The 25,180-nt window shown below is 64.6% G+C and carries 21 protein-coding genes; 7 read left to right on the top strand and 14 right to left on the bottom strand.

The window, feature by feature from the left end; translation table 11 throughout:
* Window positions 1–335: 335 nt before the first annotated feature.
* The 3 genes from scfA to C816_RS04700 all read left to right on the top strand — a co-directional run bounded on the left by scfA (window position 336) and on the right by C816_RS04700 (window position 3,460).
* Window positions 336–476 (top strand): six-cysteine ranthipeptide SCIFF, encoded by a 141-nt coding sequence (gene scfA, locus C816_RS04690; protein ID WP_016321272.1) that lies wholly within the window; start codon window positions 336–338, stop codon window positions 474–476.
* Window positions 477–701: 225 nt separating this feature from the next.
* Window positions 702–2,099 (top strand): thioether cross-link-forming SCIFF peptide maturase, encoded by a 1,398-nt coding sequence (gene scfB, locus C816_RS04695; protein WP_016321273.1) that lies wholly within the window; start codon window positions 702–704, stop codon window positions 2,097–2,099.
* On the top strand, window positions 2,099–3,460 hold the full coding sequence (locus C816_RS04700; RefSeq protein WP_016321274.1) for an aminotransferase class I/II-fold pyridoxal phosphate-dependent enzyme: 1,362 nt from the start codon (window positions 2,099–2,101) through the stop codon (window positions 3,458–3,460). Before scfB ends, C816_RS04700 begins: the two co-directional genes overlap by 1 nt.
* A 499-nt stretch (window positions 3,461–3,959) precedes the next feature.
* On the opposite strand, the gene C816_RS04705 is transcribed toward C816_RS04700, so the two are convergent.
* From C816_RS04705 to C816_RS04770, 14 genes are all read right to left on the bottom strand, one after another.
* Complete coding sequence (locus C816_RS04705; RefSeq protein ID WP_016321275.1) at window positions 3,960–4,790, bottom strand: TraX family protein; 831 nt, start codon at window positions 4,788–4,790, stop codon at window positions 3,960–3,962.
* Between the two features lie 102 nt (window positions 4,791–4,892).
* Window positions 4,893–6,404: an IMP dehydrogenase gene (locus tag C816_RS04710; protein WP_016321276.1), complete on the bottom strand. Its 1,512-nt coding sequence runs from the start codon at window positions 6,402–6,404 to the stop codon at window positions 4,893–4,895.
* A 134-nt stretch (window positions 6,405–6,538) separates the two neighbouring features.
* Complete coding sequence (locus C816_RS04715; RefSeq protein ID WP_016321277.1) at window positions 6,539–7,021, bottom strand: GNAT family N-acetyltransferase; 483 nt, start codon at window positions 7,019–7,021, stop codon at window positions 6,539–6,541.
* A gap of 12 nt (window positions 7,022–7,033) precedes the next feature.
* On the bottom strand, window positions 7,034–10,759 hold the full coding sequence (locus C816_RS04720) for a phosphoribosylformylglycinamidine synthase (RefSeq protein ID WP_016321278.1): 3,726 nt from the start codon (window positions 10,757–10,759) through the stop codon (window positions 7,034–7,036).
* A gap of 1 nt (window position 10,760) precedes the next feature.
* A complete protein-coding gene (gene purD, locus C816_RS04725; protein ID WP_016321279.1) occupies window positions 10,761–12,047 on the bottom strand; it encodes a phosphoribosylamine--glycine ligase in 1,287 nt (428 codons plus the stop codon).
* Between the two features lie 29 nt (window positions 12,048–12,076).
* Entirely contained in the window at window positions 12,077–12,445 is a 369-nt protein-coding gene (locus C816_RS04730; RefSeq protein ID WP_016321280.1) for an Imm1 family immunity protein, read from the bottom strand.
* A gap of 13 nt (window positions 12,446–12,458) precedes the next feature.
* Complete coding sequence (locus C816_RS04735) at window positions 12,459–13,640, bottom strand: phosphoribosylaminoimidazolecarboxamide formyltransferase (protein WP_016321281.1); 1,182 nt, start codon at window positions 13,638–13,640, stop codon at window positions 12,459–12,461.
* A 12-nt stretch (window positions 13,641–13,652) separates the two neighbouring features.
* A complete protein-coding gene (locus tag C816_RS04740; RefSeq protein WP_016321282.1) occupies window positions 13,653–14,228 on the bottom strand; it encodes an SMI1/KNR4 family protein in 576 nt (191 codons plus the stop codon).
* 11 nt (window positions 14,229–14,239) lie between these two features.
* Complete coding sequence (gene purN, locus C816_RS04745) at window positions 14,240–14,836, bottom strand: phosphoribosylglycinamide formyltransferase (RefSeq protein WP_016321283.1); 597 nt, start codon at window positions 14,834–14,836, stop codon at window positions 14,240–14,242.
* Entirely contained in the window at window positions 14,833–15,885 is a 1,053-nt protein-coding gene (gene purM, locus C816_RS04750; RefSeq protein ID WP_016321284.1) for a phosphoribosylformylglycinamidine cyclo-ligase, read from the bottom strand. Before purM ends, purN begins: the two co-directional genes overlap by 4 nt.
* A gap of 66 nt (window positions 15,886–15,951) precedes the next feature.
* Window positions 15,952–17,376: an amidophosphoribosyltransferase gene (locus C816_RS04755; RefSeq protein WP_016321285.1), complete on the bottom strand. Its 1,425-nt coding sequence runs from the start codon at window positions 17,374–17,376 to the stop codon at window positions 15,952–15,954.
* Window positions 17,376–18,089 carry a phosphoribosylaminoimidazolesuccinocarboxamide synthase gene (gene purC, locus C816_RS04760; protein ID WP_016321286.1) on the bottom strand — a complete coding sequence of 238 codons (714 nt, stop codon included), beginning with the start codon at window positions 18,087–18,089 and terminating at the stop codon, window positions 17,376–17,378. The genes C816_RS04755 and purC overlap by 1 nt, the downstream gene beginning before the upstream one ends.
* A gap of 48 nt (window positions 18,090–18,137) precedes the next feature.
* Complete coding sequence (purE, locus tag C816_RS04765; protein WP_016321287.1) at window positions 18,138–18,635, bottom strand: 5-(carboxyamino)imidazole ribonucleotide mutase; 498 nt, start codon at window positions 18,633–18,635, stop codon at window positions 18,138–18,140.
* A gap of 143 nt (window positions 18,636–18,778) precedes the next feature.
* Window positions 18,779–19,504, bottom strand: a complete 726-nt coding sequence (locus C816_RS04770) for a GntR family transcriptional regulator (RefSeq protein ID WP_016321288.1) — start codon at window positions 19,502–19,504, stop codon at window positions 18,779–18,781.
* 262 nt (window positions 19,505–19,766) lie between these two features.
* On the opposite strand from C816_RS04770, the gene C816_RS04775 reads away from it, so the two are divergent.
* The 4 genes from C816_RS04775 to C816_RS04790 all read left to right on the top strand — a co-directional run bounded on the left by C816_RS04775 (window position 19,767) and on the right by C816_RS04790 (window position 24,996).
* Window positions 19,767–20,822 (top strand): D-alanine--D-alanine ligase family protein, encoded by a 1,056-nt coding sequence (locus C816_RS04775; RefSeq protein ID WP_016321289.1) that lies wholly within the window; start codon window positions 19,767–19,769, stop codon window positions 20,820–20,822.
* Between the two features lie 4 nt (window positions 20,823–20,826).
* Window positions 20,827–22,200, top strand: a complete 1,374-nt coding sequence (murF, locus tag C816_RS04780) for a UDP-N-acetylmuramoyl-tripeptide--D-alanyl-D-alanine ligase (protein WP_016321290.1) — start codon at window positions 20,827–20,829, stop codon at window positions 22,198–22,200.
* Window positions 22,193–24,094, top strand: a complete 1,902-nt coding sequence (abc-f, locus tag C816_RS04785) for a ribosomal protection-like ABC-F family protein (protein WP_016321291.1) — start codon at window positions 22,193–22,195, stop codon at window positions 24,092–24,094. Before murF ends, abc-f begins: the two co-directional genes overlap by 8 nt.
* A 140-nt stretch (window positions 24,095–24,234) precedes the next feature.
* Complete coding sequence (locus C816_RS04790) at window positions 24,235–24,996, top strand: YdcF family protein (protein WP_016321292.1); 762 nt, start codon at window positions 24,235–24,237, stop codon at window positions 24,994–24,996.
* The last annotated feature ends 184 nt before the right edge of the window (window positions 24,997–25,180 follow it).

Raw genomic sequence — 25,180 nt, forward strand, 5'->3', positions numbered from 1 at the left:
CTCTACAGAGCCGCATCCGAAACCAAAATCGCGAATGATTAGGCCATGTTTGAAAAGAGTCAAAAGGCCCAAACGGTGGATCTTGATCCGCCACTCTGCGTTAAATGTTCTTGCCGGGCGTCAGCCCGCCTGCAAAAATTTGCCTTGATTGGCGAAAACATCTCTCGCCGTTGGGCATTCCGCCTTTTTTCAAACAAGGCCTAAATGCGCGGCCGGATACTTCCCGCCAAAGGGTTTACCTTGACTTTCTCTGGAGGATATGGTATACTTTTCCCTGTTGAAAATCCGCGGTTCCAGCGGAACGGCGGGAAAATCGAGAAGATGGGAGAATCACCATGGAGAGAATCAAGACCCTTGAGACCCGCAGCCTGTGCGAGAGCGCCAAAAAGGGCGGCTGCGGCGAGTGCCAGACCTCCTGCCAGTCCGCCTGCAAGACCAGCTGCGGCGTGGCCAATCAGAAGTGTGAGAATCAGTGAATGCTGAGTGAAAAACGCCGCCAGGAGGCGGCGTTTTTCTTCGTCGGTCTGTGAGCGGGGATGGCCTTCGCGGAGGGCCGCCTCCCCTGGACAGTTTGGGAGGGGACGCCGGCCTGCAAAGTGGAATTGACTGCCGGCGGGACCATAGCGGTTTATTGTGGGGGCCGCCCCCTTTTTCTCCCCCTCCCGCGCTCCCATCTGATCTACATCTGACAGGAGGTCAACATGGTACATCAATATCAGCTGAACGGATACAGCATTGTTCTGGACACCTGCTCCGGGGCCATTCACGTGGTGGACGAGGTGGCCTATGACGTCATCGCCCTGTTTGAGACCCGCAGTCCCGACGAGATCACGGCGGAGCTGACGGAAAAGTACGCCGCCCGCCCGGACGTGACAGAGGCGGAGCTGCGGCAGTGCATCGCGGATGTCCAGGCGCTGAAGGATGCCGGCAAGCTCTTCACGCCGGACACCTTCGCTCCCCTGGCGGGTACCTTTAAGGAGCGTTCCGGGGACGTGGTGAAGGCCCTGTGCCTCCACGTGGCCCACACCTGCAACCTCAACTGTGCCTACTGCTTTGCCAGCCAGGGCAAATACAACGGGGACCGGGCCCTCATGAGCTTTGAGACCGGCAGGCGGGCCCTGGACTTCCTCATGGACCACTCGGGAAGCCGGCGCAATCTGGAGGTGGACTTCTTCGGCGGCGAGCCGCTGATGAACTGGGATGTGGTGAAGGAGCTGGTGGCCTACGCCCGGGGCGTGGAGGAGGAGCGGGGCAAGCACTTCCGCTTCACCCTGACCACCAACGGAGTGCTGATTGACGATGATGTGATCGAATTTGCCAACCGGGAGATGGACAACGTGGTCCTCTCTCTGGACGGGCGGCGGGAGATCCACGACGCCCTTCGGGTGGACTATGCCGGAAACGGCAGCTATGAGCGCATCGTGCCCAAATTCCAGAAGCTGGTGGAGGCCCGGGGCGGGAAGAACTACTACATCCGGGGCACCTTCACCCACCGGAATCCGGACTTCACCCGGGACATCTTTCACATGGCGGACGATTTGGGATTCACCGAGCTGAGCATGGAGCCGGTGGTCTGCGCCTCCGGCGAAAGCCCTGCCGGCAGGGACCCGGCGGCCCTGACGGCGGAGGATCTGGAGGTTGTGAAGGAGCAGTACGAGATTCTGGCAAAGGACATGCTCCGACGGAAAAAAGAGGGACGGCCTATTACCTTCTACCACTACATGCTGGACCTGGAAAACGGGCCCTGCGTCTATAAGCGGATCTCCGGCTGCGGCTCCGGCACGGAGTACATGGCCGTCACCCCCTGGGGGGACCTGTACCCCTGCCACCAGTTCGTGGGGGAGGAGTCCTGCAGGCTGGGGAACATCTGGGAGGGCGTGACGAATACGGCTTTGCGGGAGGAGTTCCGGGCCTGCAACGCCTACGCCCGCCCGGAGTGCGCGGACTGCTGGGCCCGGCTCTACTGCTCCGGCGGCTGTGCCGCCAACGCCTTCCACGCCTCCGGCTCCATCCGGGGAGTGTATGAGGCGGGATGCCAGTTGTTCCGCAAGCGCATTGAGTGCGCTATCATGATGAAGGCGGCGGAGGCGGACCTGTGATGGACACGCCGGTCTGGGACTTTGTGCAAAGCTACCGGCAGGCGGGGCCGCGCCGCTTTCACATGCCGGGCCACAAGGGGACCGGCCCTCTGGGGTGCGAGATGTGGGACATCACCGAGGTCCAGGGAGCGGATTCCCTCTATGAGGCCTCCGGAATCATCGCGGAGAGCGAGCGGAACGCCGCCGCCCTCTTCGGCTCCGGCGCCACGTTTTATTCCACTGGGGGCTCCAGTCAGTGCGTCGGGGCCATGCTGTACCTGTGCCTGACAAACCGGCCCGCCGGAGCGGCTCCGGCGGTGCTGGCGGCGCGGAACGTCCACAAGTCCTTTGTCCACGCCGCCGCCCTGCTGGATTTTGAGCCATTGTGGCTGTGGCCGGAGGGGGAGAGCAGGTCCCTGTGTGCCTGCCCCGTCACGGCGGAGGGGCTGGAGAAGACGCTGAACGCCCTGCCCGTCCCGCCCGCCGCCGTCTATGTCACCAGCCCGGACTACCTGGGAAACATGGCGGACATTCCGGCCCTGGCGGCGGTCTGCCACCGGCATGGAACGGTTCTGGCGGTGGACAACGCCCACGGTGCGTACCTGCGGTTTCTTGCCCCCTCCCTGCACCCGCTGGACCAGGGGGCGGACTTGGTCTGCGATTCCGCCCACAAAACACTACCGGTTCTCACCGGGGGGGCGTATCTGCACATTGGGCGGGCGGCCCCGGCGGCGTTCCGGGAAGGCGCCAGGGCCGCCCTGGCCCTTTTCGGATCCACCAGCCCCTCGTATTTGACCCTGGCGTCACTGGACTTGTGCAACCGGTATTTGGCGGAGGAGGGGCCGGAGCGCATCCGGGCCGCCGCCGGGAGGCTGTCCGCTCTGAGAGGAGACCTTGCCGGATGGGGCTGGGCCTCTGCGGGGACGGAGCCGCTCAAGCTCACCCTGGACGCCGCCGCCTGCGGCTGGACGGGTTTTCAGGCGGCGGAATATCTCCGCGCGGAGGGCGTGGAGCCGGAGTATGAGGATCGGGACTATGTGGTGCTGATGGCCTCCGGCTCTACGGGCGAGGAGGCGTTTGAGCGTGCGGCGGACGCCCTTCAAAGCGCTGTCTCAAGGCGGCCTGTTTCCCGTCCGGCCCTGCCCCCGGCCAGGGGGGAGCGGGCGCTGTCCGTTCGGGAGGCCCTGTTCGCCCCCCGGGAGGCCGTTGTGGCGGAGGAGAGCCTGGGACGGATCTGCGGCGCGCCCACAGTGAGCTGTCCCCCGGCGATTCCTGTCGCCGTGTCGGGGGAGCGTATCGGGCCTGAGGCCCTGGCGCTGTTCCGGCACTACGGGGTGGAGACCGTGGATGTGGTGAGGGAGGAACGCCTTTCCGTTTCCTGATGAAAAATGGTTTTTGTGTGGCGCGCCCCGGGGACTTTTCAGAAAAAGTCCCCGGGGCGTGTTTTTCGATTTATAGTCAGCACACTTGAAAAGAATCAGAATGATTCTATTCACCTGGCGGCAGTTTTACTGCTGCCAGGGACCGTGTAAACGGTCGAGTGTTTAGCCCGTCCGGCGGGTCAAAGACCCGCTGGTTGAAAATCCGCGATTTACGGATTTTCAAGCGTTTCAACTATATGGCAGCGTCTGGCGGAAAATTCATAAGGGGGCCTGAGCGCCGCTGCGGCAAGAGATCAAAAGAGAACATTGCCGAATTGACAGCCGCTTCATTATGCCGTTCATTGTTGCTTTGAGCCTGTCGGTGGGATTCCTTTTGTTCGATCTGCTGGTGTGGCACGTGATACGGCGCAGGAACAGAAAAGGGAAATCGGCATGCAGATGAAGACCGTAGCCGTCTCTCTGCTGCCCCTTCCGCTGATACGATGCGGCAGGAGGACCGTCAGACAAGGGGCGGGCGCAGGAAGCCGATGAGGGCCAGCAGGGCGAAGTGGGCGGGATAGAAGGCATACATGAAACGCTGGAAGCCCCGCCCGGCGTCCCCCTTCTCCCCATTATAGGCCAGGGAAACCAGCATTCCCAGGTAGTTGCCGCCCACGTTCAAAAGGCAGTTGCGGATGGGGCCGGCGGTGAAGTCCTCCAGCATCCACTGGACCAGCCCCCAGCGGGAGAGGATTACCGCCGGAATAAACCACAGCGCCCGCTGCCAGCGGGGGCGGTTTCGGGTCAGGTAGAAGGTGAAAATCAGCAGGATGTACCCCTTGCCGCCCTCCATGTGGAGGAGAAAGGCGAGAAGAGTGGCGGCGGCGCACACCGGCGCCCAGGCGAGGGGATGGCCCCGCTCCGCCAGACGCCGGTACACCGCCAGGGCCGCAAGGCCCAGGGCCAGGGTGAAGCAGATGTTCAGACCCACCTCCCGCCAGGCCCACGCCTCCGTCATGCCATACAGGCGGCGCTCCGCCAGATCAAAGAGGGCGTAGGGGACCTGGGCAGCGAGGGCTGTCAGCAGGATTCGCCTGAAATAGCCCTTCGCGTCATGGGTGCGGAGGAGGCCCTGGGCGATGCAGAAGAGGAAGATGGGCGCGGCCAGGCGGCCAATCAGCATCAGCCAGGATGTCAGGCCATCCAGAAGCCAGTCGGCTGCGGCGTCATGGCCGCTGGACCAGAGCCAGTCCGCCAGGGGGACGAACATCCGGTACAGGGGGAAGATGCGGACCACATGGTCGAAGACCATGCAGAGGACTGCGAGGATTTTCAGTTGCTTGTAATTCATGGGGAACCCTCCTTCTGTGAGGAGAATAGCACCCGATTCTTACAAATTACTCGACAAAAATCTTACAAAATTCTTACGATTTTTCCCGCTGGGATGGAGGTCTCAGCTCCGGTTCCCGGAGCTGGTGGTATCCTTCAAAAGCACGTCATGGGCCCCGCCCTCCACGATGGAGACGGAGCTCACCAGGGTCAGCTTGGCCTTCTCCCGCAGCTCCGGGATGGTCAGCGCGCCGCAGTTGCACATGGTGGAGCGCACCTTGGCCAGCGTGGTGGCCATGCCGTCGGACAGCGCTCCGGCGTAGGGGACGTAGGAGTCTACACCCTCCTCAAAGCTGAGCTTGGACGCGCCGCCCAGGTCGTAGCGCTGCCAGTTCCTGGCCCGGGCGCTGCCCTCGCCCCAGTACTCCTTCATGTAGCTGCCGCCGATGAGGATCTTGCTGGTGGGGCTCTCGTCGAACCGGGAGAAGTACCGGCCCAGCATGCAGAAGTCCGCTCCCATGGCAAGAGCCAGGGTGATGTGGTAGTCCTGGACAATGCCGCCGTCGGCGCAGATGGGGACGTAGATGCCGGTCTCTTCAAAGTATTTGTCCCGGGCCTCCGCCACGTCGATCACCGCCGTGGCCTGGCCCCGGCCGATGCCCTTGGTCTCCCGGGTGATGCAGATGGAGCCGCCGCCGATGCCGATCTTCACAAAGTCCGCCCCGGCCTGGGCCAGGAAGCGGAAGCCCTCGCCGTCCACCACGTTGCCCGCGCCCACCTTCACGGTGTCGCCGTAGCGGTCCCGAATCCATTTCAGCGTCCGGGCCTGCCACTCGCTGTAGCCCTCGGAGGAGTCGATGACCAGCACGTCCGCGCCGGCCTCCACCAGGGCGGGAACCCGCTGCTCGTAGTCCCGGGTGTTGATGCCCGCGCCCACCACGTAGCGCTTCTGGCTGTCCAGCAGCTCCAGGGGGTTGCCCTTGTGGGAGTCGTAGTCCTTGCGGAAGACGAAGCTCACCAGCCGCCGGTTTGCCGAGACGATGGGCAGGGCGTTGAGCTTGCGGTCCCAGATGATGTCGTTGGCCTCCTTGAGGCTGGTGCCCTCGGGGGCGTAAATGAGCTTATCAAAGGGGGTCATGAAGTCCGTCACCGGCGTGGAGGGGTCCATACGGCTGACGCGGTAGTCCCGGCTGGTGACTAGGCCCAGCAGCTTTCCCTCGGCCGTGCCGTCCTCCGTGACGGCCATGGTGGAGTGGCCGGTGCGCTCTTTTAGGGCAAGTACGTCCGCCAGGGTGTCGGCGGGGCGGAGGTTGGAGTCGCTGGAGACGAAGCCCGCCTTGTAGTTTTTCACCCGGCGGACCATCTCCGCCTGCTGTTCCACGGGCTGGGAGACATAGATGAAGGCAATGCCGCCCTCCCTGGCCAGGGCGATGCCCATCTTCTCGCCGGAGACAGCCTGCATCACGGCGGAGACCATGGGCACATTCATAGTCAGGGGGCACTCCTCCCCCTTTTTGAACTTTACCACCGGAGTTTTCAGAGAGACGTTGGCGGGGACGCACTCCGAGGAGGAGTAGCCGGGGACCAGCAGGTACTCGGAGAAGGTGCGGGAGGGCTCAGAGAAGAAATAGGCCATAGTACACCTCGTTCTTTCAATAAAATTCAAAGCGGTTTATGGGGATGGGGCTCTTCCGTGCAGGGGCCGCCCAGAGGGCGGCCCCTGCAGCCGATTAAGAGACAGCGCGGGGGTCCCGCAGACGGTGGGGAGATTTACAGGTCCAGCTGCAGATAGATGGTGGATGCCAGGGGGCTGTCGTTGTAGCGGGGAATGTCGTAAAACCCAAAGCGGCGGTAGAGACGGAGAGCGCTGCTCAGGGAGGGAAGCGTGTCCAGCAGAACGGCCCGGCAGCCCATGGCGCGGGCGTCCTCCAGCAGGCGGCGCAGCAGAGCCTCCCCGATCCGGCGGCCCCGGAAGGCGGGGCGGACGTAAAGACGTTTTAATTCACACCGTCGGCTGTCCAAGCTTCGCAGGGCGCCGCAGCCCGCCGCCGCGCCGTCCCACCGGGCCAGGTAGAGACGGCCCTCCGGCAGGCCGTACTTGCGCTCCGGGTGGGCGGTCTCCTGGTCGTAGTGCTGGAGGTCCAGGTACTGACGGAAGGCGGGCTCGTTTGCCAGCAGCAATTCCGTGTACTCCTGGAAGAGGGACCGGATTTCCTCCGGCTCCTCATAGGCGTATGTGAGTTCCAGGCACATGGCGGCGCCTCCTCACAGGCTGAAATAGCCCCTGGCGGCCTCGAAGAGGTTCAGGCCGTACTCCCCGGGGACGTTTTTGTACAGGTTCGGGCCGACGCGCTCGCTGTGGCCCATCTTGCCCAGAACCCGCCCGTCAGGGGAGGTGATGCCCTCCACAGCCCACGCGGAGCCGTTGGGGTTGTAGTCCGGGTCCATCGCAGGCAGGCCGGAGAGATCCGCGTACTGGGTGGCGATCTGGCCGTTTTCCGCCAGCGTTTGCAAAAGCTTTGGCGGGCACAGGAAGCGGCCCTCGCCGTGGGAGATGGGGACGCTGACCACATCGCCCACGTTTGCCCTGGTCAGCCAGGGGGAGCGGTTGGAGGCGATCCGGGTGCGGACGATTTTGGACTGGTGCCGTCCGATAACGTTATAGCTCAGGGTGGGACAGGTTTCGTCCGTGTCCCGGATCTCGCCGAAGGGGACCAGGCCCAGCTTGATGAGGGCCTGGAAGCCGTTGCAGATGCCCAGCATCAGGCCGTCCCGGTTCTGGAGCAGGTCGTGAATGGCGTCCGTCAGCCGGGGATTGCGCAGGAGGGAGACGATGAACTTGGCGGAGCCGTCGGGCTCGTCGCCGCCGGAGAAGCCGCCGGGCAGGAACACGATCTGAGTGCGGCGGATGGCTTCCTCCAGCTCCCGGGCGGAGGACAAAAGCGCCTCCGGCGTCACATTTCGGATGACCACGGTCTCCGCCTCCAGCCCCGCCCGGACCACGGCCCGGGCGCTGTCGTACTCGCAGTTGGTGCCGGGGAAGACGGGGATCAGAACCTTGGGCTTCGCCACGCCGACCTTGGGAGCCGCGCGCTGAAACGCCGGGGCCTCCAGCACCGGGGCCTCCAGCACCGGGGCTTCGCCTGCCGCCGGGGCCCGTGTGGGGTACACATCCGCCAGGGCGGCCTCGTTTAGTGATAACAGTTCGTCGATTGGGGCGGAATCATTACCAATTGTAATTACCGGCTCGGCGGTGGTCACACCGACGCGCCAGACGCTGATGCCATCAGCCACATCCTCGTCCACGGTCAGTTCCGCCAGAATCGCGCCGCCCCACGGCCCGGTGCTGTTCCAGTAGGCGCTTTCTCCCACCCGTTCAGCCGTAAAGCCGATGCGGTTACCGAAGGACATCTTCATCACGCCCTCGGCCAAGCTGTGCTCCACCGCCCAGGCGGCCTTCACTTTGCCCGCCTGGCACAAGGCGTGGAAGGCGTCCCAGGTATTTCCCCGTTCCTCCGCGGAGCCGTCCATAGAGCTGTCAAAGAGGTATACCGGATGCTCCGGTCCCTTGAACTCCGGGGAAATGACTTCGCCGGCCCTGATGGGGGCGATGGCGAAAGAAATCAGAGTAGGAGGTACGTCCATGTCCAGGAAGGACCCGGACATGGAGTCCTTGCCGCCAATCGCGGCCGTGCCGTAGTCCAACTGGGCGTCCAGCGCCCCCAGAAGGGCGGCGAAGGGTTTGCCCCAGCGGGCGGGGTCCTGGCGGAGCTTTTCAAAATACTCCTGCAGGGTCAGGTAGGCGGCTTTATAATCCGCGCCGGAGGCCGCCAGCTTTGCCAGGGAGACGGTCACGGCGTCGTAGGCTCCCCTGTAAGGGTTTGCGCTCATGGCCTCCGGGTCGCAGCCCCAGGCCATCACGCTGGCCTGTTCCGTCTCCTGTCCCGGCAGGACCGGGAGGAGGGCCGCCATGGACTGGGCGGGGGTGGTCTGGGTCTTGCCGCCGAAGGGCATGAGCACAGACCCCGCGCCGATGGAGCCGTCGAACCGCTCCACCAGCCCCCGGCGGCTGGCGCACTTCAGGCTGGCCGCCATTTCCCGCAGAGGGGAGGGTCCGCCGTCCGCCGCGAAACGTTCCCCCCTCGCGCCCACGCGGACACCGGCCCGCTTCACCGCGCCGTTGGAGTTCAGAAACTCCCGGCTCAAGCTGACAATGGTTTTCCCTTGCCAGCGCATGACCATGCGGGGCTCCGCCGTCACCACCGCCACGGGATAGGCCTCCAGATTCTCCCGCTCCGCGGCGGCGATGAACTTGTCCGCGTCCTGGGGGGCCACCACCACCGCCATGCGCTCCTGGCTCTCGGAGATGGCCAGCTCCGTGCCGTCCAGGCCGTCGTACTTCTTCCGTACGGCGTCCAGGTCGATCTCCAGCCCGTCGGCCAGCTCGCCGATGGCCACGGACACGCCGCCGGCGCCGAAGTCGTTGCACCGCTTGATGAGCCGGGTTACGTCTCCGTTCCGGAAGAGGCGCTGAATTTTCCGCTCCTCCGGGGCGTTGCCCTTCTGGACCTCACTGGCCATGGTCCGGAGGGACTTTTTGTTGTGGCTCTTGGAGGAGCCAGTGGCCCCGCCGATGCCGTCCCGGCCGGTGCGGCCTCCCAGAAGGATCACCACGTCCCCGGGCGCGGGCCGCTCCCGCCGCACGTTTGCCGCCGGGGCGGCGGCCACCACCGCGCCGCACTCCAGCCGCTTGGCGGTGTAGCCGGGGTGATAGAGCTCCGCCACGTGGCCGGTGGCAAGGCCAATCTGGTTGCCGTAGGAGGAGTAGCCCGCCGCCGCCGTCTGGCACAGCTTGCGCTGGGGGAGCTTGCCCTCCAGAGTCTCGGTGAAGGGGGTCCGGGGGTCCGCCGCGCCGGTGACGCGCATGGCCTGGTGGACGTAGGCCCGGCCGGAGAGGGGGTCCCGGATGCACCCGCCGATGCAGGTGGCGGCCCCGCCGAAGGGCTCGATCTCCGTGGGGTGGTTGTGGGTCTCGTTTTTGAACATCAAGAGCCAGTCCTGCTCCTCGCCGTCCACCACTGCGGGGACGTGAATGGAGCAGGCGTTGATCTCCTCGCTCTCGTCCAGCTCAGGCAGGAGGCCCCGTTTTCTCAGGACCTTCGTACCGATGGTGGCCATATCCATCAGCGTCTGGGGACGCTCTGCCGCCCGCTCCTCGCCGTAGACCTCCGCCCGGGCGGCCAGGTAGCGCTCATAGGCCGCCCTCACGGCTGGGTCGGCGATGTCGATCTCGTCCAGATGAGTGGAGAAGGTGGTGTGGCGGCAGTGGTCGGACCAGTAGGTGTCCACCACCCGCACCTCGGTGATGGTGGGGTCCCGTTTCTCAGTGTCCTGGAAGTAAGCCTGCAGGAATTTCAGGTCGTCCAGGTCCATGGCAAGGCTCAGTCGGTCCAGCAGGGCGGACAGAGCGTTTTCATCCATAGCGGCGAAGCCCTGAATGGTCTCCACGTGGTCCGGGATTTCATGTGTCCGGGCCAGGGTCTCCGGCTTCTCCAGCGCGGCCTCCCGGCATTCCACGGGGTTGATGAGGTAGCCCCGAATCTTTGCCAGCTGGTCCGCCGTCAGGTCTCCCGACAGCAGGTAGATTTTCGCACAGGCGATCAGGGGCCGCTCCCCGCCGGCCATCAGCTGGACGCACTGGGCGGCGGAGTCCGCCCGCTGGTCAAACTGCCCCGGCAGGGGCTCCACTGCCAGGACGGTCCAGTCCCCCCGGGGCAGGGATTCCGCGGTGTCGTCCACCTGAGGCTCGGAGAACACCGTGTCCGCGGCCCGGCGGAAGACGGCCTCGTCCAGGCCCTCCGCGTCGTAGCGGTTGATGAGCCGCAGGTCCTCCAGGGCGGCGACGCCCAGCGCCGTCCGTAGCTCGGTGAGGAGCCCCGCGGCCTCCTGCCGCAGGGCGGGTTTTTTCTCTACATAAATTCGCCGTACCATATTATCCCTCCAGGGCGGCCAGCGCCCGTTTTCCGATGTCAGTCCGCAGGTATCTGCCGGCGAATTTCACCGCTCCGGCGGCCTCGTAGGCGTCTTCCAGGGCCTCTTTCAGGGTGGAGGCCGACGCGGTGACGCCCAGCACCCGTCCGCCGCTGGTCACAAGCCTTCCGTCCTCTGTCAGCTTGTCCCCGGCGTGATAAAGGGTGACGTTGGGTGGAAGCCGCTCCGGCAGGGTGATGGGGATGCCCTTTTTATACTGCTCCGGGTAGCCGCCGGAGGCCAGAATGACACAGGCGGCGGCCCCGTCGGACCACTCCACGTTCAGGTCCCCCAGGGTCTCGTTTTCCACCGCCTGCATGATGGAGAGAAGGTCTGTCCTCAGCAGAGGCAGCACCACCTGGGTCTCCGGGTCGCCGAAGCGGCAGTTGTACTCGATGACCCGGGGCCCCTCCGGCGTCAGCATCAGTCCGAAGTAGAGACAGCCCTTGAAGGGGCAGCCCTCGGAGCGCATGGCGGCGAGCGTCGGCAGGAAGATGGTCTCCATGCACTCCGCCGCGATTTCCGGCGTGTAGCAGGGGTTGGGGGCCACGGTGCCCATGCCGCCGGTGTTGAGGCCGGTGTCGCCGTCCCCGGCGCGCTTGTGGTCCATGGAGGAAACCATGGGAGCGATGCTCCGGCCGTCGGTAAAGGCCAGGACGCTGACCTCCGGCCCGGTCAAAAATTCCTCAATGACGATCCGGCTGCCGGAGTCGCCGAAGGCCCCCTCCTCCATGATGGCCCGGACGGAGAGCTCCGCCTCCCGGAGGCTCTGGGGAATCAGCACACCCTTGCCCAGGGCCAGTCCGTCGGCCTTGACCACAATGGGGAAGGACACGCCGGGGCCGCGGAGGTAGTCCAGGGCCGCGCCGGGGTCGTCAAAGACCTCGTACCGGGCGGTGGGGATGCCGTACTTTTTCATCAGGTTCTTGGAAAATACCTTGCTGGCCTCGATGCGGGCGGCCTTGGCGTCCGGCCCGAAGCAGGGAATGCCGGCCTTGTGGAGCCGGTCCACGCACCCCAGGGCCAGGGGGTCGTCCGGAGCCACTACGGCGAAATCAACGGCGTGGGATATGGCGAAGTCCACGATTTTGTCAATGTCCTTGGCTCCGATCTCCGGCACACACACGGCGTCGGCGGCAATGCCGCCGTTGCCGGGCAGGGCGTAGATCGTTTCAACCGTGGAATTTTCCCGGAGTTTTTTGATGATCGCGTGCTCTCTTCCTCCGCCGCCTACAACGAGAAGGTTCATAAAAACATCCTTTCTCTCTCAACTCAGCGTTATAACGCTTCCCAATCAATACAGTCCGGACAGTCCTGGGTGTGAAAGAAGGCCAGGGCGCACTTCATGGCATCGTCTGCGGAGATGACCTGATAGGCGGCAGTTTCATACTGTCCGCCGCAAAAGCTCACAACACCGGCCGCCCCCTCGTCTCCCAGGGAGGCGGCCATGTCGCCGCCCTCCTCCGCGAACCAGTTCACCACGGCCTGCCTGCCGTCAGCGAGAATGGAGAGGCAGGGATACCCGCCCGCCTCCAGGGCGCACCAGATTTCACTGCCGGCCTCGGAAGCAAAGCAGGCTTTCAGGCAGGACTCGTATTCCTCAAAGGAAGGACAGGAATAGGAACCGGCGCTGCTGCTGATCTTCATAGAAAGCATCTCCTCAGTGGTGGAACAGCCGCATTCCCGTAAAGCACATGGTCATGCCGTACTTGTCGGCCGTCTCAATCACATTGTCATCCCGAATCGACCCGCCGGGCTGCACGATATACCGCACGCCGCTCCGCCGGGCCCGTTCCACGTTGTCTCCGAAGGGGAAGAAGGCGTCCGACCCGCAGGTGACACCGGTCATCTGTGCGAGCCACTCTTTTTTCTCCTCTGCCGTCAGGGGCTCGGGCCGCTCCCTGAACGTGGTCTGCCAGTTCCCCTCCGCCAGCAGCCACACGCTCTCCTCGTCCGAGAGGTAGCAGTCAATGGCGTTGTCCCGGTCCGGGCGGCGGATACCGCCGATGAAGGGCAGGGAGAGCACCTTGGGGTGCTGGCGCAGATACCAGCTGTCGGCCTTCGTGCCGGCCAGACGGGTGCAGTGGATGCGGCTCTGCTGGCCGGCTCCCACGCCGATGGCCTGCCCGTCCCGCACGTAGCACACGGAGTTGGACTGGGTGTATTTCAGCGTGATGAGGGCCACGATCATATCAATTTTCGCCGCCTGGGGCAGGTCGCGGTTTTGGGTGACAATATTGCCCAGGAGGCTCTCGTCAATTTTGTACTCGTTGCGCCCCTGCTGGAAGGTGACGCCGTACACGTCCTTGTACTCCACGGGGTCGGGCACATAGGCGGGGTCGATCTGCACCACGTTGTAATTGCCCTTCTTCTTGGTTTTCAGGATCTCCAGGGCCTCGGCGGTGTAGCCCGGGGCGATGATGCCGTCGGAGACCTCCGCCTTGAGGTAGGCGGCGGTGGCGGCGTCGCACACGTCGGACAGGGCCGCCCAGTCGCCGTAGGAGCACAGCCGGTCCGCCCCCCGAGCCCGGATGTAAGCGCAGGCGATGGGGGAGAGGTCTTTGTCCGTCTCCACAAAGTAAATTTTTCGCTCGGTCTCGCTTAGAGGCAGGCCCACAGCGGCCCCGGCTGGGGAGACGTGCTTGAAGCTGGCGGCGGCGGGGAGGCCTGTGGCCTCCTTCAATTCCCGGGCCAGCTGCCAGGAGTTCAGGGCGTCCAGAAAGTTGATGTAGCCCGGCCTGCCGTTGAGCACAGTGACAGGCAGATCACCGCCCTGGCGCATGAAGACGCGGGAGGGCTTCTGGTTGGGGTTGCAGCCGTATTTCAGTTCCAGTTCCGTCATAGTTCGCGCTCCTTATTGCAGGAACAGCTGTTCCGCATATGTTTTTAGGTTTTCTGCCGCCGGCTTTGAAATCTCCAGCAGGGCGGCCCGGTCTCCGCCGCCGTCCAGGTCCATGGAAAAGGACAGGTAGTCCAGGGCGATGACGGGACAGCGGTCCTCGTCGGGCATATTGGACAGGTCAAGGCAGTAAAGGGCGTCGCCGCCCTCCTCGTTCTCTCCCCAGCCCAGGGGAACGAGCCCCGCCTGAAACAGGGCGGGCTCGGCCAGAGTGCTCCGAAATACCGCCAGAGGGTCGTCGGGCCGTACGTCGAAGAAGCCGGGGGTGTTCAAAAAGTGGCAGTCCGTGGAGAGAAACGCCCGCAGCAGAGGCGGCAGGGATACGCCCCATTTCCGCTCCAGGGCGTCCAGGTCCTCTGCCCGGGTGGGGGCCGGGATCAGCTTCCACTGAAACCAGCCCCGCCCGTCGGTGAGGCCGGTGCGCATCTCCGGCGGGACGCCGGGGAGGAATGCCCCGGCGGACTGGGCCTGCTTTTCATAGGCCGTCTCATAACAGCGGCGGACAAAGGCGGCCTGTTCAGCCTGCGTCATGCCTTGCCCTCCTACGCCAGTCCCCGGCACACCAGCTCCGCCGCCTGGGGCAGGAGAATCCACTCCGCCTGCTCCATCACCCGGCGCTGCAGGGTCTCCGCCGTGTCCTCCGGCAGGACCTCCACCGCCTTTTGCAGCAGGATCCGCCCGCCGTCGGGGATCTCGTTCACCAGGTGCACCGTGGCCCCGGTGACCTTCACGCCCCGGGCCAAAGCCGCCTCGTGGACCCGGAGGCCGTACATCCCCTTCCCGCAGAAGGCGGGGATCAGGGAGGGGTGGACGTTCAAAATGCGGTCCGGCCAGCGGCTGACAAACTCCTCCGATAAAATGGAGAGGAAGCCCGCCAGGATGATGACGTCCACCCGGTAGGCCGCCAGCTTGATGTTCAGCGCCGTCTCAAAGGCGGACTGGCTCATGGCCTTTCGGGCCACCGCGGTGGCGGGAACGCCGTGGTTCCGGGCCCTCTCCAGGGCGTAGGCCCCCTCGTTGCTGGCGCACACCAGCACAATCTCCCCGTGGGGGATCTGCCCCGCCTCCTGGGCGTTCAGCAGGGCCTCCAGATTCGTTCCGCCGCCGGAGACCAGGACGGCGATTCTCGCCTTGCTCATACGCCGTCAAACGCCACGCCCCGGGGGTCCTTCGTCACGCTGCCGACGCAGACGGCGTCCCGCTCCCCCGCCGCCGCCAGCAGCTCCAGGGCCAGCTTCCCCTGTTCCAGGGGTACCGCCAGGACCATGCCGAGGCCCATGTTGAAGGTGTTGTACATGTCGTGGTCCGAGATGTTCCCCCGCTTTTGAATCAGGTCGAAAATGGGCTGCCTGGGAATGACGTTGGGCACAATCCGCACGCCCAGGCCCTTGGGCAGCATCCGGGGGAGGTTTTCAAAGAACCCGCCGCCGGTGATGTGGCTGGCTCCCCGGAGGTCAACGCCACCCTCCAGCAGGGCCTGCACGGCCTTGACGTAGATTTTGGTGGGAGCCAGAAGCGTCTCCCCCAAGGGCTTCCCGTCCAGCTCGTCCATGGGAGTGGTCAGATCGGCGTTTTCAATGTCGAAGACCTTCCGAACCAGGGAGAAGCCGTTGGAGTGGACGCCGGAGGAGGTGAGGCCGATGAGGGCGTCTCCCTCCTGAATCCTGCTGCCGTCGATGATTTTGGACTTGTCCACCACACCCACGGCGAAGCCTGCGATGTCGTAGTCCTCTGGGGCCATGACGCCGGGGTGCTCGGCGGTCTCGCCGCCGATGAGGGCGCAGCCGGAGCGGACGCAGCCCTCCGCCACGCCGGAGACGATGGAGGCCGCCTTCTCCGGCTCGTTTTTGCCGATGGCGATGTAGTCCAGGAAGAAGAGGGGCTTTGCCCCGCAGCAGATGATGTCGTTGACGCACATGGCCACGCAGTCGATGCCGATGGTGTCGTGCCTGTCCAGCAGCTGGGCCAGGCGCAGCTTGGTGCCCACGCCGTCGGTGCCGGAGACGAGAACGGGTTCCTTCATCCCGGCCAGGTCCGGGGCAAAGAGACCGCCGAAGCCTCCGATGCCGGAGACTACGCCGGGGATCATGGTCCGGGCCGCGTGCTGCTTCATCAGCTGCACGCCCTTGTACCCGGCCTCGATGTCCACGCCGGCGGCGGCGTAGGCGGCGGAATAGGAGTTTTCCATGGTAAACCTCCGTTTTGAATTTGGAAATATTTCATGCGGGGACCGCCGCTCCCGGCGGCCTCCGCGTCATTCCTTACCGGTCCAGCAGTAAGTGCAGATTTTCTCCCGGTCAATGCCGATGGACTCCAGCAGCCCCTCCAGGGACTGGTAGCCCAGGGTGTCGAAGCCCAGCTTCTCGCAGATGCGCTTGAGCAGGCACTGGCCCCGGCCGGTGGATGCGTCGGCGTACTCCTCCAAGTGCTCCTGGCCCTCGTCCCCCTCCAGCTCCTGAACGATGCGCCGGGCCAGCAGGTCCATGTCCGAGTTGCCCCGGGAGAAGTTCAGGTATTTGCAGCTGTACATGATGGGGGGGCAGGCGGAGCGCATGTGGACCTCTTTGGCCCCGGATTCGTAGAGGAACTCCACCGTCTCCCGCAGCTGGGTGCCCCGGACAATGGAGTCGTCCACGAATAAGAGGCGCTTGCCCTGGATCAGCTCCGGCACGGGGATCTGCTTCATCTTGGCCACCTGGTTGCGCACGTCCTGGTTGGCGGGCATGAAGGACCGGGGCCAGGTGGGGGTGTACTTCACGAAGGGGCGGGCGAACTCCATGCGGCTCTCGTTGGCGTAGCCGATGGCGTGGGGCACGCCGGAGTCCGGCACGCCGGCCACGTAGTCCACTGCCGGCAGGGTCCCCCGGCGGCGCTCCTCCCGGGCCATGATGGCGCCGTTGCGGCAGCGCATCACCTCCACGTTGACCCCCTCGTAGTTACTGTTGGGGTAGCCGTAGTAAGTCCAGAGGAAGGCGCAGATTTTCATCTTCTCGGCGGCGGGGGAGAGGGTCTCGTACCCGTCGGGGCGGATGCGGACGATCTCCCGGGGACCCAGCTCGTAGTCCACCTCGTAGCCGATCTTGTGGCAGGCGAAGGACTCAAAGGACACGCAGTGCCCCTGGTGGTTTTTGCCGATCAGCACCGGCAGCCGGCCCATCCGGTCCCGGGCGGCGATGATCTCGCCCTCCTCGGTGAGGATCAGCAGGGTGAGGGAGCCGTCGATCACCTCCTGGGCGTGGAGGATGCCAGAGACCAGGTCGTCCTTCTGGTTGATGAGGGCGGCGGCCAGCTCGGTGGAGTTGACCTTGCCGGAGCTCATCGCCATGAACTGGTGGCCGTGGTCGGAGAAACAGCGATCCACCAGGACCTCGGCGTTGTTGATGATGCCCACGGTGGTGATGGCGTACAGCCCCAGGTGGGACCGCACCAGCAGAGGCTGGGGGTCCGTGTCGCTGATGCAGCCGATGCCTCCGCACCCGTGGAACTCCGCCAGGTCCCGCTCGAACTTGGTGCGGAAGGGGGTGTTTTCGATGGAGTGGATCTGCCTCTGAAAGCCGTCCTTTGGGTCGAGGAGAATCATGCCGCCCCGGCGGGTGCCCAGGTGGGAGTGATAGTCCACGCCGAAAAAGATGTCCAGCGTCACGTCCCGCTGCGAGACGGCGCCGAAAAAGCCCCCCATCAGAGGGCCTCCGTCATGCGGCGCATGACCTCGGCGTATGCGTCCTCCACGCCGCCCAGATCCCGGCGGAAGCGGTCCTTGTCCAGCTTCTCGTGGGTCCTGCTGTCCCACAGGCGGCAGGTGTCGGGGCTGATCTCGTCCGCCAGGACGAGGCTGCCGTCGCTCAGGCGGCCGAACTCCAGCTTGAAGTCCACCAGCGTCACGCCGCAGGAGGACCAGAAGTCTTTGAGGAAGTCGTTGACGGCGAAGGCGTACTTTTTGATGGTCTCGATCTCCTCCGGCGCGGCCAGCTTCAGCGCCAGGGCGTGGTATGTATTGATTAGGGGGTCGTCCAGCTCGTCGCACTTGTAGGAGAACTCGATGGTGGGGGCGTCAAAGACGATGCCCTCCTCCACGCCGTAGCGCTTGGCGAAGGAGCCGGCGGAGATGTTGCGGATGATGACCTCCAGGGGCACAATGGAGACCTTCTTCACCACGGTCTCCCGCTCGCTCAGCTCCTCCACAAAATGGGTGGGGATGCCGGCCTTCTCCAGCTTTGCCATGAAGCGGTTGGTCATCTGGTTGTTGATGACGCCCTTGCCGGTGATGGTGCCCTTCTTGGCGCCGTTGAAGGCGGTGGCGTCGTCCTTGTAATCGACAATGACCAGATTGGGGTCTTCGGTGGCGAAGACCTTCTTGGCCTTGCCCTCGTAGAGCTGCTCCAGTTTCTGCATGGTAATAACCTCCGGTTTTGATTTTGGGATCGGGGATTTCCGCCGCCGTCAATTGCCCAGCTCCTCCTGGAGCTTGGCGTCCTTGGCGGCGATCTGGTCCGCCATGTCCGCCCGGGCGGCCTCCAGCCTTTCCGCCAGGGCCTCGTCGGAGACGGCCAGGATCTGGGCCGCCAGCACGGCGGCGTTTTTGGCGCCGTTGATGGCCACAGCGGCCACGGGGATGCCGCTTGGCATCTGCACGGTGGCCAAAAGCGCGTCCAGCCCGTCCATGGCGCCCCCCTTCATGGGGATGCCGATGACGGGCAGGACGGTGTTGGCGGCAAAAGCCCCCGCCAGATGGGCCGCCATGCCGGCGGCGCAGATGATGACGCCGAAGCCGCTCTTACGGGCGCCCCAGGCGAACTCCGCGGCGGCGGAGGGGGTGCGGTGGGCGCTGAGGATGTGGGCCTCAAAGGGGATCTCCAGCTCCCTGAGCTGGTCGCAGGCGCCCTTGACAACGGGCCAGTCGGAATCGGACCCCATAATGACCGCGACTTTTTTCTGCATAGACAAAACCTCCATATTTAATATGCGCAGGGCGGGTGTGAATGGTCCGCCTTTTTGTGAATACCGGATTTTCAATCAGGGAATCGGCAAAAGACCGGATCTTCCGCGGGGCGGGCGGCTGACAGCCGCCCCTGCGGGGAAGATCACAGCTTCTTCCGCATGACCGCGTGACGGAAGTAGCCGTCCACAAAGTACTCCATGGAGCAGAACACCGGGTTTCCGTCGATGTCGTAATCCACCTCGTCCATGTTCAGCAGGGGTGTCCCAACGGGGATCTGAAAAATTTCCGCCAGAGTTTCATCCGCGGCTACGGCACGGATGTCCGCCAGGTCCAAATAGGGGTACACGCCGCAGAACTCCTGGAGGAAGTGGAAGATGGGCTGTTTGAGGTCGCTCTCCGTGTACGCCGCCTGTACCAGGGACTTGTCCACCACATCCTCGCAGTAGATGGCGGGGACGCCGTCGGCGGTGCACAGCCGGGCCGCCCGCAGAACGGGAGCCCCCTGGGCAATGCGCAGCTGGGCGGCGGTTTTGGCGTCCGCCGCGCCCTCGGACACCCGGACGTAGGCGATGGCCGGCTGATGGCCGTTGCGGCGGATCATGTCCAGGAACTCCACCTCGATGTCCATGCGGGTGTGGACATTGAGCACATGGCGGTTGATGATGGTGCCCACGCCGTGGCGGCGGGTAATGTAGCCCTCCCGCTCCAGGGAGGCCAGGATGTCCCGCAACTGGGTGCGGCTGATGCCAAGGGTCTCTGCCAGCACGCTCTCCCGGGGCAGCCGCTCGCAGGCGGCGTAAAGCCCGTCCCGCATATCGGACAGCAGCTGGGTGCGGATGGTTCTGTTCTGGGTCGGCTGGGTGCTCATTCCGCTCACCTCGATGTCAGATTGAAAATAGGTAATACCCTCCGAAAAGGTCGTACCTATTGTATCGAATTTCCCGCCGCCCCGCAATAGACAAAACTGACAGTTTCCAGCCTCCTTTTTCCAAAAGAGTTGTCATGCCCCACCAGAGGCGGCGGCATTTTTGGTGGTTGTATTCCCGCACGGTTTGTGTTAAACTGTGAAAGATTATAATAGTATCATTATGTGCGGAGCCGTCTGCTCCGGATGGAAAGGATGAGTGACGGTGAAGATCGTTGTGCTGGCGGGGGGGCTCTCTGCGGAGCGGGCTGTCTCCCTGGTGACGGGCTGCGGCGTGTGCCGCGCCCTGCGGGAGAGGGGACACCGGGCCATTCTGGTGGATCTGTTTCTGGGCATGGAGGACGTGCCGGCGGATCCGGAGACGCTGTTTGACGCCCCGGACGGCCTGTGCCCCCAGGCGGAGATCAAGGCGCAGGCCCCGGATCTGGAGGCCGTCCGCCGGAGCAGGCGGGACCAGGGCCCCAGCCGCATCGGTCCCCATGTGATCGAGCTGTGCCAATTGGCGGACATCGTGTTTATCGGCCTCCACGGCGAGGACGGCGAGGACGGCCGGGTGCAGGCCATGCTGGACCTTTTGGGCGTGCCCTACACCGGCAGCGGATATTTGAGCTCCGGCATCGCCATGGACAAGGCCGCGGCCAAGCGGATGATGGAGCCTGCCGGGGTCCCCACCCCAAAGTGGCGTCTGCTGGAATACGCAGAGGAGGAGGCGGGGGAGCTGGCGGAGACTCTGCCCGTGCCCTGCGTCGTCAAGGCCACGGCCGGCGGGTCCTCCCTGGGGGTGTTCCTGCCGGAGGACCGGGAGGCGCTGCGAAAGGCGCTGCAGGAGGTACGGCGCTTCGGCGGCCGGGTGATGTGGGAGGAGCGGATTTTCGGCCGGGAACTGACTGTAGCCGTCCTGGGAGACCGGGCCCTCCCCCCCATTGAGATTCTGCCGGCGGAGAAGGACTTCGACTACGCCGCCAAGTATCAGGCCGGGGGCGCCCGGGAGCTGTGCCCCGCCCCGGTGACGGAGGAGGAGGCGAAGCTGGTCCAAAACCTTGCCCTGCGCCTGCATAGGGCCCTGGGCCTGGAGGTCTACTCCCGGGCGGACTTCATTTTGGACGGGGAGGGCCGGGCCTGGTGCCTGGAGGTGAACTCCCTGCCGGGCATGACCCCCGGCAGCCTGATCCCCAAGGCCGCCGCCGCTGTGGGGATGGATTACCCCGCGCTGTGCCAGGAGATCGTGCAGCGCTCCCACCACTTGAAGAGGAGAGGTTGAGCCTATGCAGCCCATGACCGTGCAGGAGATCGCCGCCGCCGCGGGAGGCGTGTGGCAGACCCCCCGGGCGGATGCGCCCGCCGTCTCCGCGGTGTCCACGGACAGCCGGAAGATCCAGCCCGGCTGCCTGTTTGTCCCCTGGGTGGGGGAGCGGTTTGACGGACACGACTACATCGACCAGGCCCTGGAGGGCGGCGCGGCGGGGTGCCTCTGCGCCCGATTGCCGGAGACGCTGCGCCCCGACAAGTTCTACATCCAAGTGCCGGATACCCGCCTTGCCCTGCGGGCCCTGGCCTCCGCTTACCGGGACCGGTTCCCCATCCCCTTTGTCCAGATCACCGGCAGCGTGGGGAAGACCACCACCAAGGAGATGATTTCCGCGGTGCTGGGGGCCCGTCTGCGGGTCTACAAGACGCCGGGGAACTTCAACAACGACATCGGCACGCCCCTGACGCTGCTGGGCCTTGCCCCGGAGCATCAGGCGGCGGTGATCGAGACGGGCATGAACCACTTCGGGGAGATCCGCTACCTGGGGGAGATGGTGCGGCCGGACATCGCCGTCATCAGCAACATCGGAGACGCCCACGTGGAGTTTCTGGGGAGCCGGGAGGGCATCCTCCAGGCCAAGTGCGAGATATTGGAGAACCTGAAGCCGGAGGGGCTGCTGGTCCTCAACGGGGACGACGCCCTGCTGGACACGGTCCAGACCCGCTTCCGCACCGTGCGCTGCGGGCAGTCGGAGCACTGCCAGGCCCGGATCACGGAGCTCATTGACCGCGGCGTGGAGGGCATCACCTGCACCGTGACCACGGAGAAGGATGTCTACCGCCTGTCCATCCCCGCTCCGGGGGAGCACATGGCCTACTCCGCCTCCATGGCGGTGGCCGTGGGCGAGGAGCTGGGATTGAGCCGGGGGGAGATCGTCCGGGGCGTGGGGGCCTACGAGCCCGCCGGGTCCCGCATGCGGGTGGTGCGCCTGCCGGACAGGCGGCTGATTCTGGACGACTGCTACAACGCCAATCCCCAGTCCGTCACGGCGGCGCTGGAGGTGCTGGCCAAGACCGAGTGCGGCCGCAAGGTGGCCGTGCTGGGGGATATGGGAGAGCTGGGCGGTCTGACGGATCAGGCCCACTACAACGTGGGCGCCCTGGCGGCCATGCTGGGGGTGGATTTTGTCGCCGCCATCGGCGAGAAGGCCGCCCGCATCGCCGACGGCGCCGCGGAGAGCGGCGGGTCCGTCCTGCATTTTTCAACGATGGAGGAAGCTGCCGCCGAGCTGAGAGAGCAGCTGGGACCGGATACCGCCATGCTGGTAAAGGCGTCCCACGCCATGCACTTTGAGAGGATCGTGGAGCAATTGAAAGAGGCTTATGATTGAGATACAGGTAAACGCCCTGGTCAAATCCTTTGAGGTGGGACACAACGTTTTGGACGGCCTCACCTTCCAGATCGACCAGGGGGAGCGGGTGGGTCTGCTGGGCAAAAACGGCGCGGGCAAGACCACGCTCTTTAAGATATTGACCGGGGAGCTGGACCACGACGAGGGCGCCGTCACCGTTGGCCAGGGCCGGCGGGTGGGGCTCATCTCCCAGATCCCTGTGTACCCGCCGGGCCACACCGTGGAGGACGTGCTCCGCTCCGCCTTCGCCCGGCTTACGAAGCTGGCGGAGGAGATGGAGACCCTGACAGAGCGGATGGCGGCGGGGGAGAGTGACCTGGCCCTGCTGCGGCGCTACGGGGCGCTGAGCGAGCGGTTCGAGGTGTTCGGCGGATACGACACCGATGTGGCCGTGAACAAGATCGCAAACGGCCTCTCCATCTCCCCGGAGATGCGGAGCCAGCTCTTCGACAGTCTCTCCGGCGGGGAGAAGACCCGGGTGAACCTGGGCCGCCTCATCCTGGAGGACACGGACATCCTGCTGCTGGACGAGCCCACCAACCACCTGGACCTCCATGCCACGGAGTGGCTGGAGGAGTATATCCGTTCCTTCCGGGGCACGGTGGTAGCCATCTCCCACGACCGGTACTTCCTTGACCGGGTGGTGACCCGGGTTATCGAGATTCAGGACGGGAAGGCGGAGTTTTACAGCGGGAATTACAGCTTCTACGCCGTGGAGAAGGAGCGACGCTACCAGGAGCGCATGAAGCAGTACCAGAAGGAGCAGGCCAAGATCCAGCAGTTGGAGAGGGCGGCGGAGCAGCTGCGCCTCTGGGCCTTCATGGGCATGGACAAGACCTACCGCCGGGCCGTCAACATCGAGCGGCGCATTGAGCGGATGCGCACCACATCAAAGCCCACCAAGGCCAAAAAGATGGACGCCCGCTTTACAGCTGCGGAGTTCCACGGCGACGAGGTGCTGAGCATCCGGAGCCTTGCCAAGTCCTACGGGGACAAGCGCCTCTTTGAGGGCATCACATTGAAGGTGGAGGGGGGTGAGCGCATTGCCCTCATCGGCGACAACGGCACCGGAAAGTCCACCCTCATTAAAATGATCGTAGGGGAGCTGTACCCCGATGACGGGCGCATCCGGACAGGTCCCCAGGTGAAGCTGGCCTACCTGCCCCAGATCATCCATTTCGACCATCCGGATTGGAATCTGGTGGAGACCATGATGGGGGCAAAGCGGGGCATCTCGGCCCAGTCCGCCCGGAACCGCCTGGCGGCCTATGACTTCCAGGGGGAGGATGTGTTCAAGCCGGTGTCCGTGCTCTCCGGCGGGGAGCAGAGCCGTCTGCGGCTTTGTATGCTGATGGACGACGAGATCAACCTTTTGATTCTGGACGAGCCCACCAACCACCTGGACATCGCCTCCCGGGAGTGGATCGAGGAGGCGGTGGAGGCCTACGACGGGACGCTGCTGTTTGTCAGCCACGACCGGTACTTCATCAACCGCTTCGCCACCCGGATCTGGGAGCTGGCGGAGGGGACGATTACAGATTATCCCATGGGCTTTGCCCAGTACCGCCAGGAGAAGGCCCGGGAGGCGGCGGAGCGGGCGGAACCCGTAAAGCCCGCGCCGGAGAAGAAGGCGGCGGAGCGCCCCGTCCGGGGCAACCGGGCCCAGCAGAACGCCAAGCGGCAGATGACCATCTGCGAGCGGGACATCGCCAAGGCGGAGGAGCGGATTGCCGCGCTGGAGCGGGAGATGGAGACCGCCGCCTGCGATTATGAGAGGCTGACGGAGCTGACGGCGGAGCAGGAGGCCGCCCAGGCGGAGCTGGACGCGCTGTATGAGAAGTGGGAGCGGCTCAGCGAAGAGGCCGGAGAGTAAAGTTAAAATGTTTCGGTCAAGCCTTTTCAAAGGCTTGCGGGGTCCAGGGGCAGAGCCCCTGGAAGCGTTGGGGCGAACCCGATGCCTCTCCCGGAGCGCCAAAATAGAAGAACCAACAAAAGGCTGTAAATAGAAAAAACATGAAGAAAAAACCACAATATATTTTCATCGCGGTCCTGGCCCTTCTGGGGCTGGTCCTGATTACCATTCCCAACGGAATGCGCTTCACCGGCTTCGTCTTCCTGGGCGCCGCCGCCCTCTGGGCCGCCGGCCTTCTCCTGTACCGCTGGAGGAAGAAGTCCCGCGGAGCCCTCTGGCTCTATCGGCTCTTCCTCGCCGGCACGGCCCTGATGCTGACCCTTCTGCTCTCCATTGAGGGCGTCGTGGTCTTTCACGGCGAGGCGGACAACTCCGCCGTCCCCGTGGACGCGGTCATCGTCCTGGGGGCCGGGGTCAACGGCGAGACGCCCTCGGCGGCGCTGTGGAGCCGCATCACGGCGGCGGCGGACTATCTGGAACAGCACCCGGATGTGCCGGTGGTGCTCTCCGGCGGCCAGGGCCCCGGGGAATATATCTCCGAGGCGGAGGCCATGCGCCGGGCACTGTGGACCAACAGCGAATCGTGGAACGAGCGGTATCTTCTGGAGGACCGCTCCACCAGCACGGCGGAGAACTTCAAGTACTCCAAGGAGCTTCTGGAGGAGTACGGCCTGGACACGGACACGGCGGTGATCGCTGTGGTGACCAACGACTTCCACTGCTTCCGCACGCACCTGATCGCCCAGAGGCAGGGGCTCCATATCGTGGACGTCCCGGCGGAGCTGCCCTGGTGGTGGCTGACGGCGAATTACTATGTCCGGGAAGCCTTCGCGGTGGTGAAGACGGCGCTTTTCGACAGATAGCCCTCCTTTTTTGCGGGACAGATTCTCCCTGCGGAGCAGGCATCCCTTTGGGGGAATGGCCTGTGCCGCTGCCGCTAAGATAAGACCAATTTCCAATAATGGGACCTCGAAATGTTCTTTGATTGCAGCAAAGCGGGTAGAATCCAAAACATTTCCGCACCCTACTATTTGGCGATTTCCTCAG

It is taken from the genome of Oscillibacter sp. 1-3 (genome assembly GCF_000403435.2).
Lineage (GTDB): Bacteria > Bacillota > Clostridia > Oscillospirales > Oscillospiraceae > Oscillibacter.

Excerpts from the sequence above, each read along its gene's own strand:
- scfA (WP_016321272.1), top strand. The coding sequence starts at position 336 with ATGGAGAGAATCAAGACCCTTGAGACCCGCAGCCTGTGCGAGAGCGCC.
- scfB (WP_016321273.1), top strand. The coding sequence starts at position 702 with ATGGTACATCAATATCAGCTGAACGGATACAGCATTGTTCTGGACACC.
- C816_RS04700 (WP_016321274.1), top strand. The coding sequence starts at position 2,099 with ATGGACACGCCGGTCTGGGACTTTGTGCAAAGCTACCGGCAGGCGGGG.
- C816_RS04705 (WP_016321275.1), bottom strand. The coding sequence starts at position 4,790 with ATGAATTACAAGCAACTGAAAATCCTCGCAGTCCTCTGCATGGTCTTC.
- C816_RS04710 (WP_016321276.1), bottom strand. The coding sequence starts at position 6,404 with ATGGCCTATTTCTTCTCTGAGCCCTCCCGCACCTTCTCCGAGTACCTG.
- C816_RS04715 (WP_016321277.1), bottom strand. The coding sequence starts at position 7,021 with ATGTGCCTGGAACTCACATACGCCTATGAGGAGCCGGAGGAAATCCGG.
- C816_RS04720 (WP_016321278.1), bottom strand. The coding sequence starts at position 10,759 with ATGGTACGGCGAATTTATGTAGAGAAAAAACCCGCCCTGCGGCAGGAG.
- purD (WP_016321279.1), bottom strand. The coding sequence starts at position 12,047 with ATGAACCTTCTCGTTGTAGGCGGCGGAGGAAGAGAGCACGCGATCATC.
- C816_RS04730 (WP_016321280.1), bottom strand. The coding sequence starts at position 12,445 with ATGAAGATCAGCAGCAGCGCCGGTTCCTATTCCTGTCCTTCCTTTGAG.
- C816_RS04735 (WP_016321281.1), bottom strand. The coding sequence starts at position 13,640 with ATGACGGAACTGGAACTGAAATACGGCTGCAACCCCAACCAGAAGCCC.
- C816_RS04740 (WP_016321282.1), bottom strand. The coding sequence starts at position 14,228 with ATGACGCAGGCTGAACAGGCCGCCTTTGTCCGCCGCTGTTATGAGACG.
- purN (WP_016321283.1), bottom strand. The coding sequence starts at position 14,836 with ATGAGCAAGGCGAGAATCGCCGTCCTGGTCTCCGGCGGCGGAACGAAT.
- purM (WP_016321284.1), bottom strand. The coding sequence starts at position 15,885 with ATGGAAAACTCCTATTCCGCCGCCTACGCCGCCGCCGGCGTGGACATC.
- C816_RS04755 (WP_016321285.1), bottom strand. The coding sequence starts at position 17,376 with ATGGGGGGCTTTTTCGGCGCCGTCTCGCAGCGGGACGTGACGCTGGAC.
- purC (WP_016321286.1), bottom strand. The coding sequence starts at position 18,089 with ATGCAGAAACTGGAGCAGCTCTACGAGGGCAAGGCCAAGAAGGTCTTC.
- purE (WP_016321287.1), bottom strand. The coding sequence starts at position 18,635 with ATGCAGAAAAAAGTCGCGGTCATTATGGGGTCCGATTCCGACTGGCCC.
- C816_RS04770 (WP_016321288.1), bottom strand. The coding sequence starts at position 19,504 with ATGAGCACCCAGCCGACCCAGAACAGAACCATCCGCACCCAGCTGCTG.
- murF (WP_016321290.1), top strand. The coding sequence starts at position 20,827 with ATGCAGCCCATGACCGTGCAGGAGATCGCCGCCGCCGCGGGAGGCGTG.
- abc-f (WP_016321291.1), top strand. The coding sequence starts at position 22,193 with ATGATTGAGATACAGGTAAACGCCCTGGTCAAATCCTTTGAGGTGGGA.
- C816_RS04790 (WP_016321292.1), top strand. The coding sequence starts at position 24,235 with ATGAAGAAAAAACCACAATATATTTTCATCGCGGTCCTGGCCCTTCTG.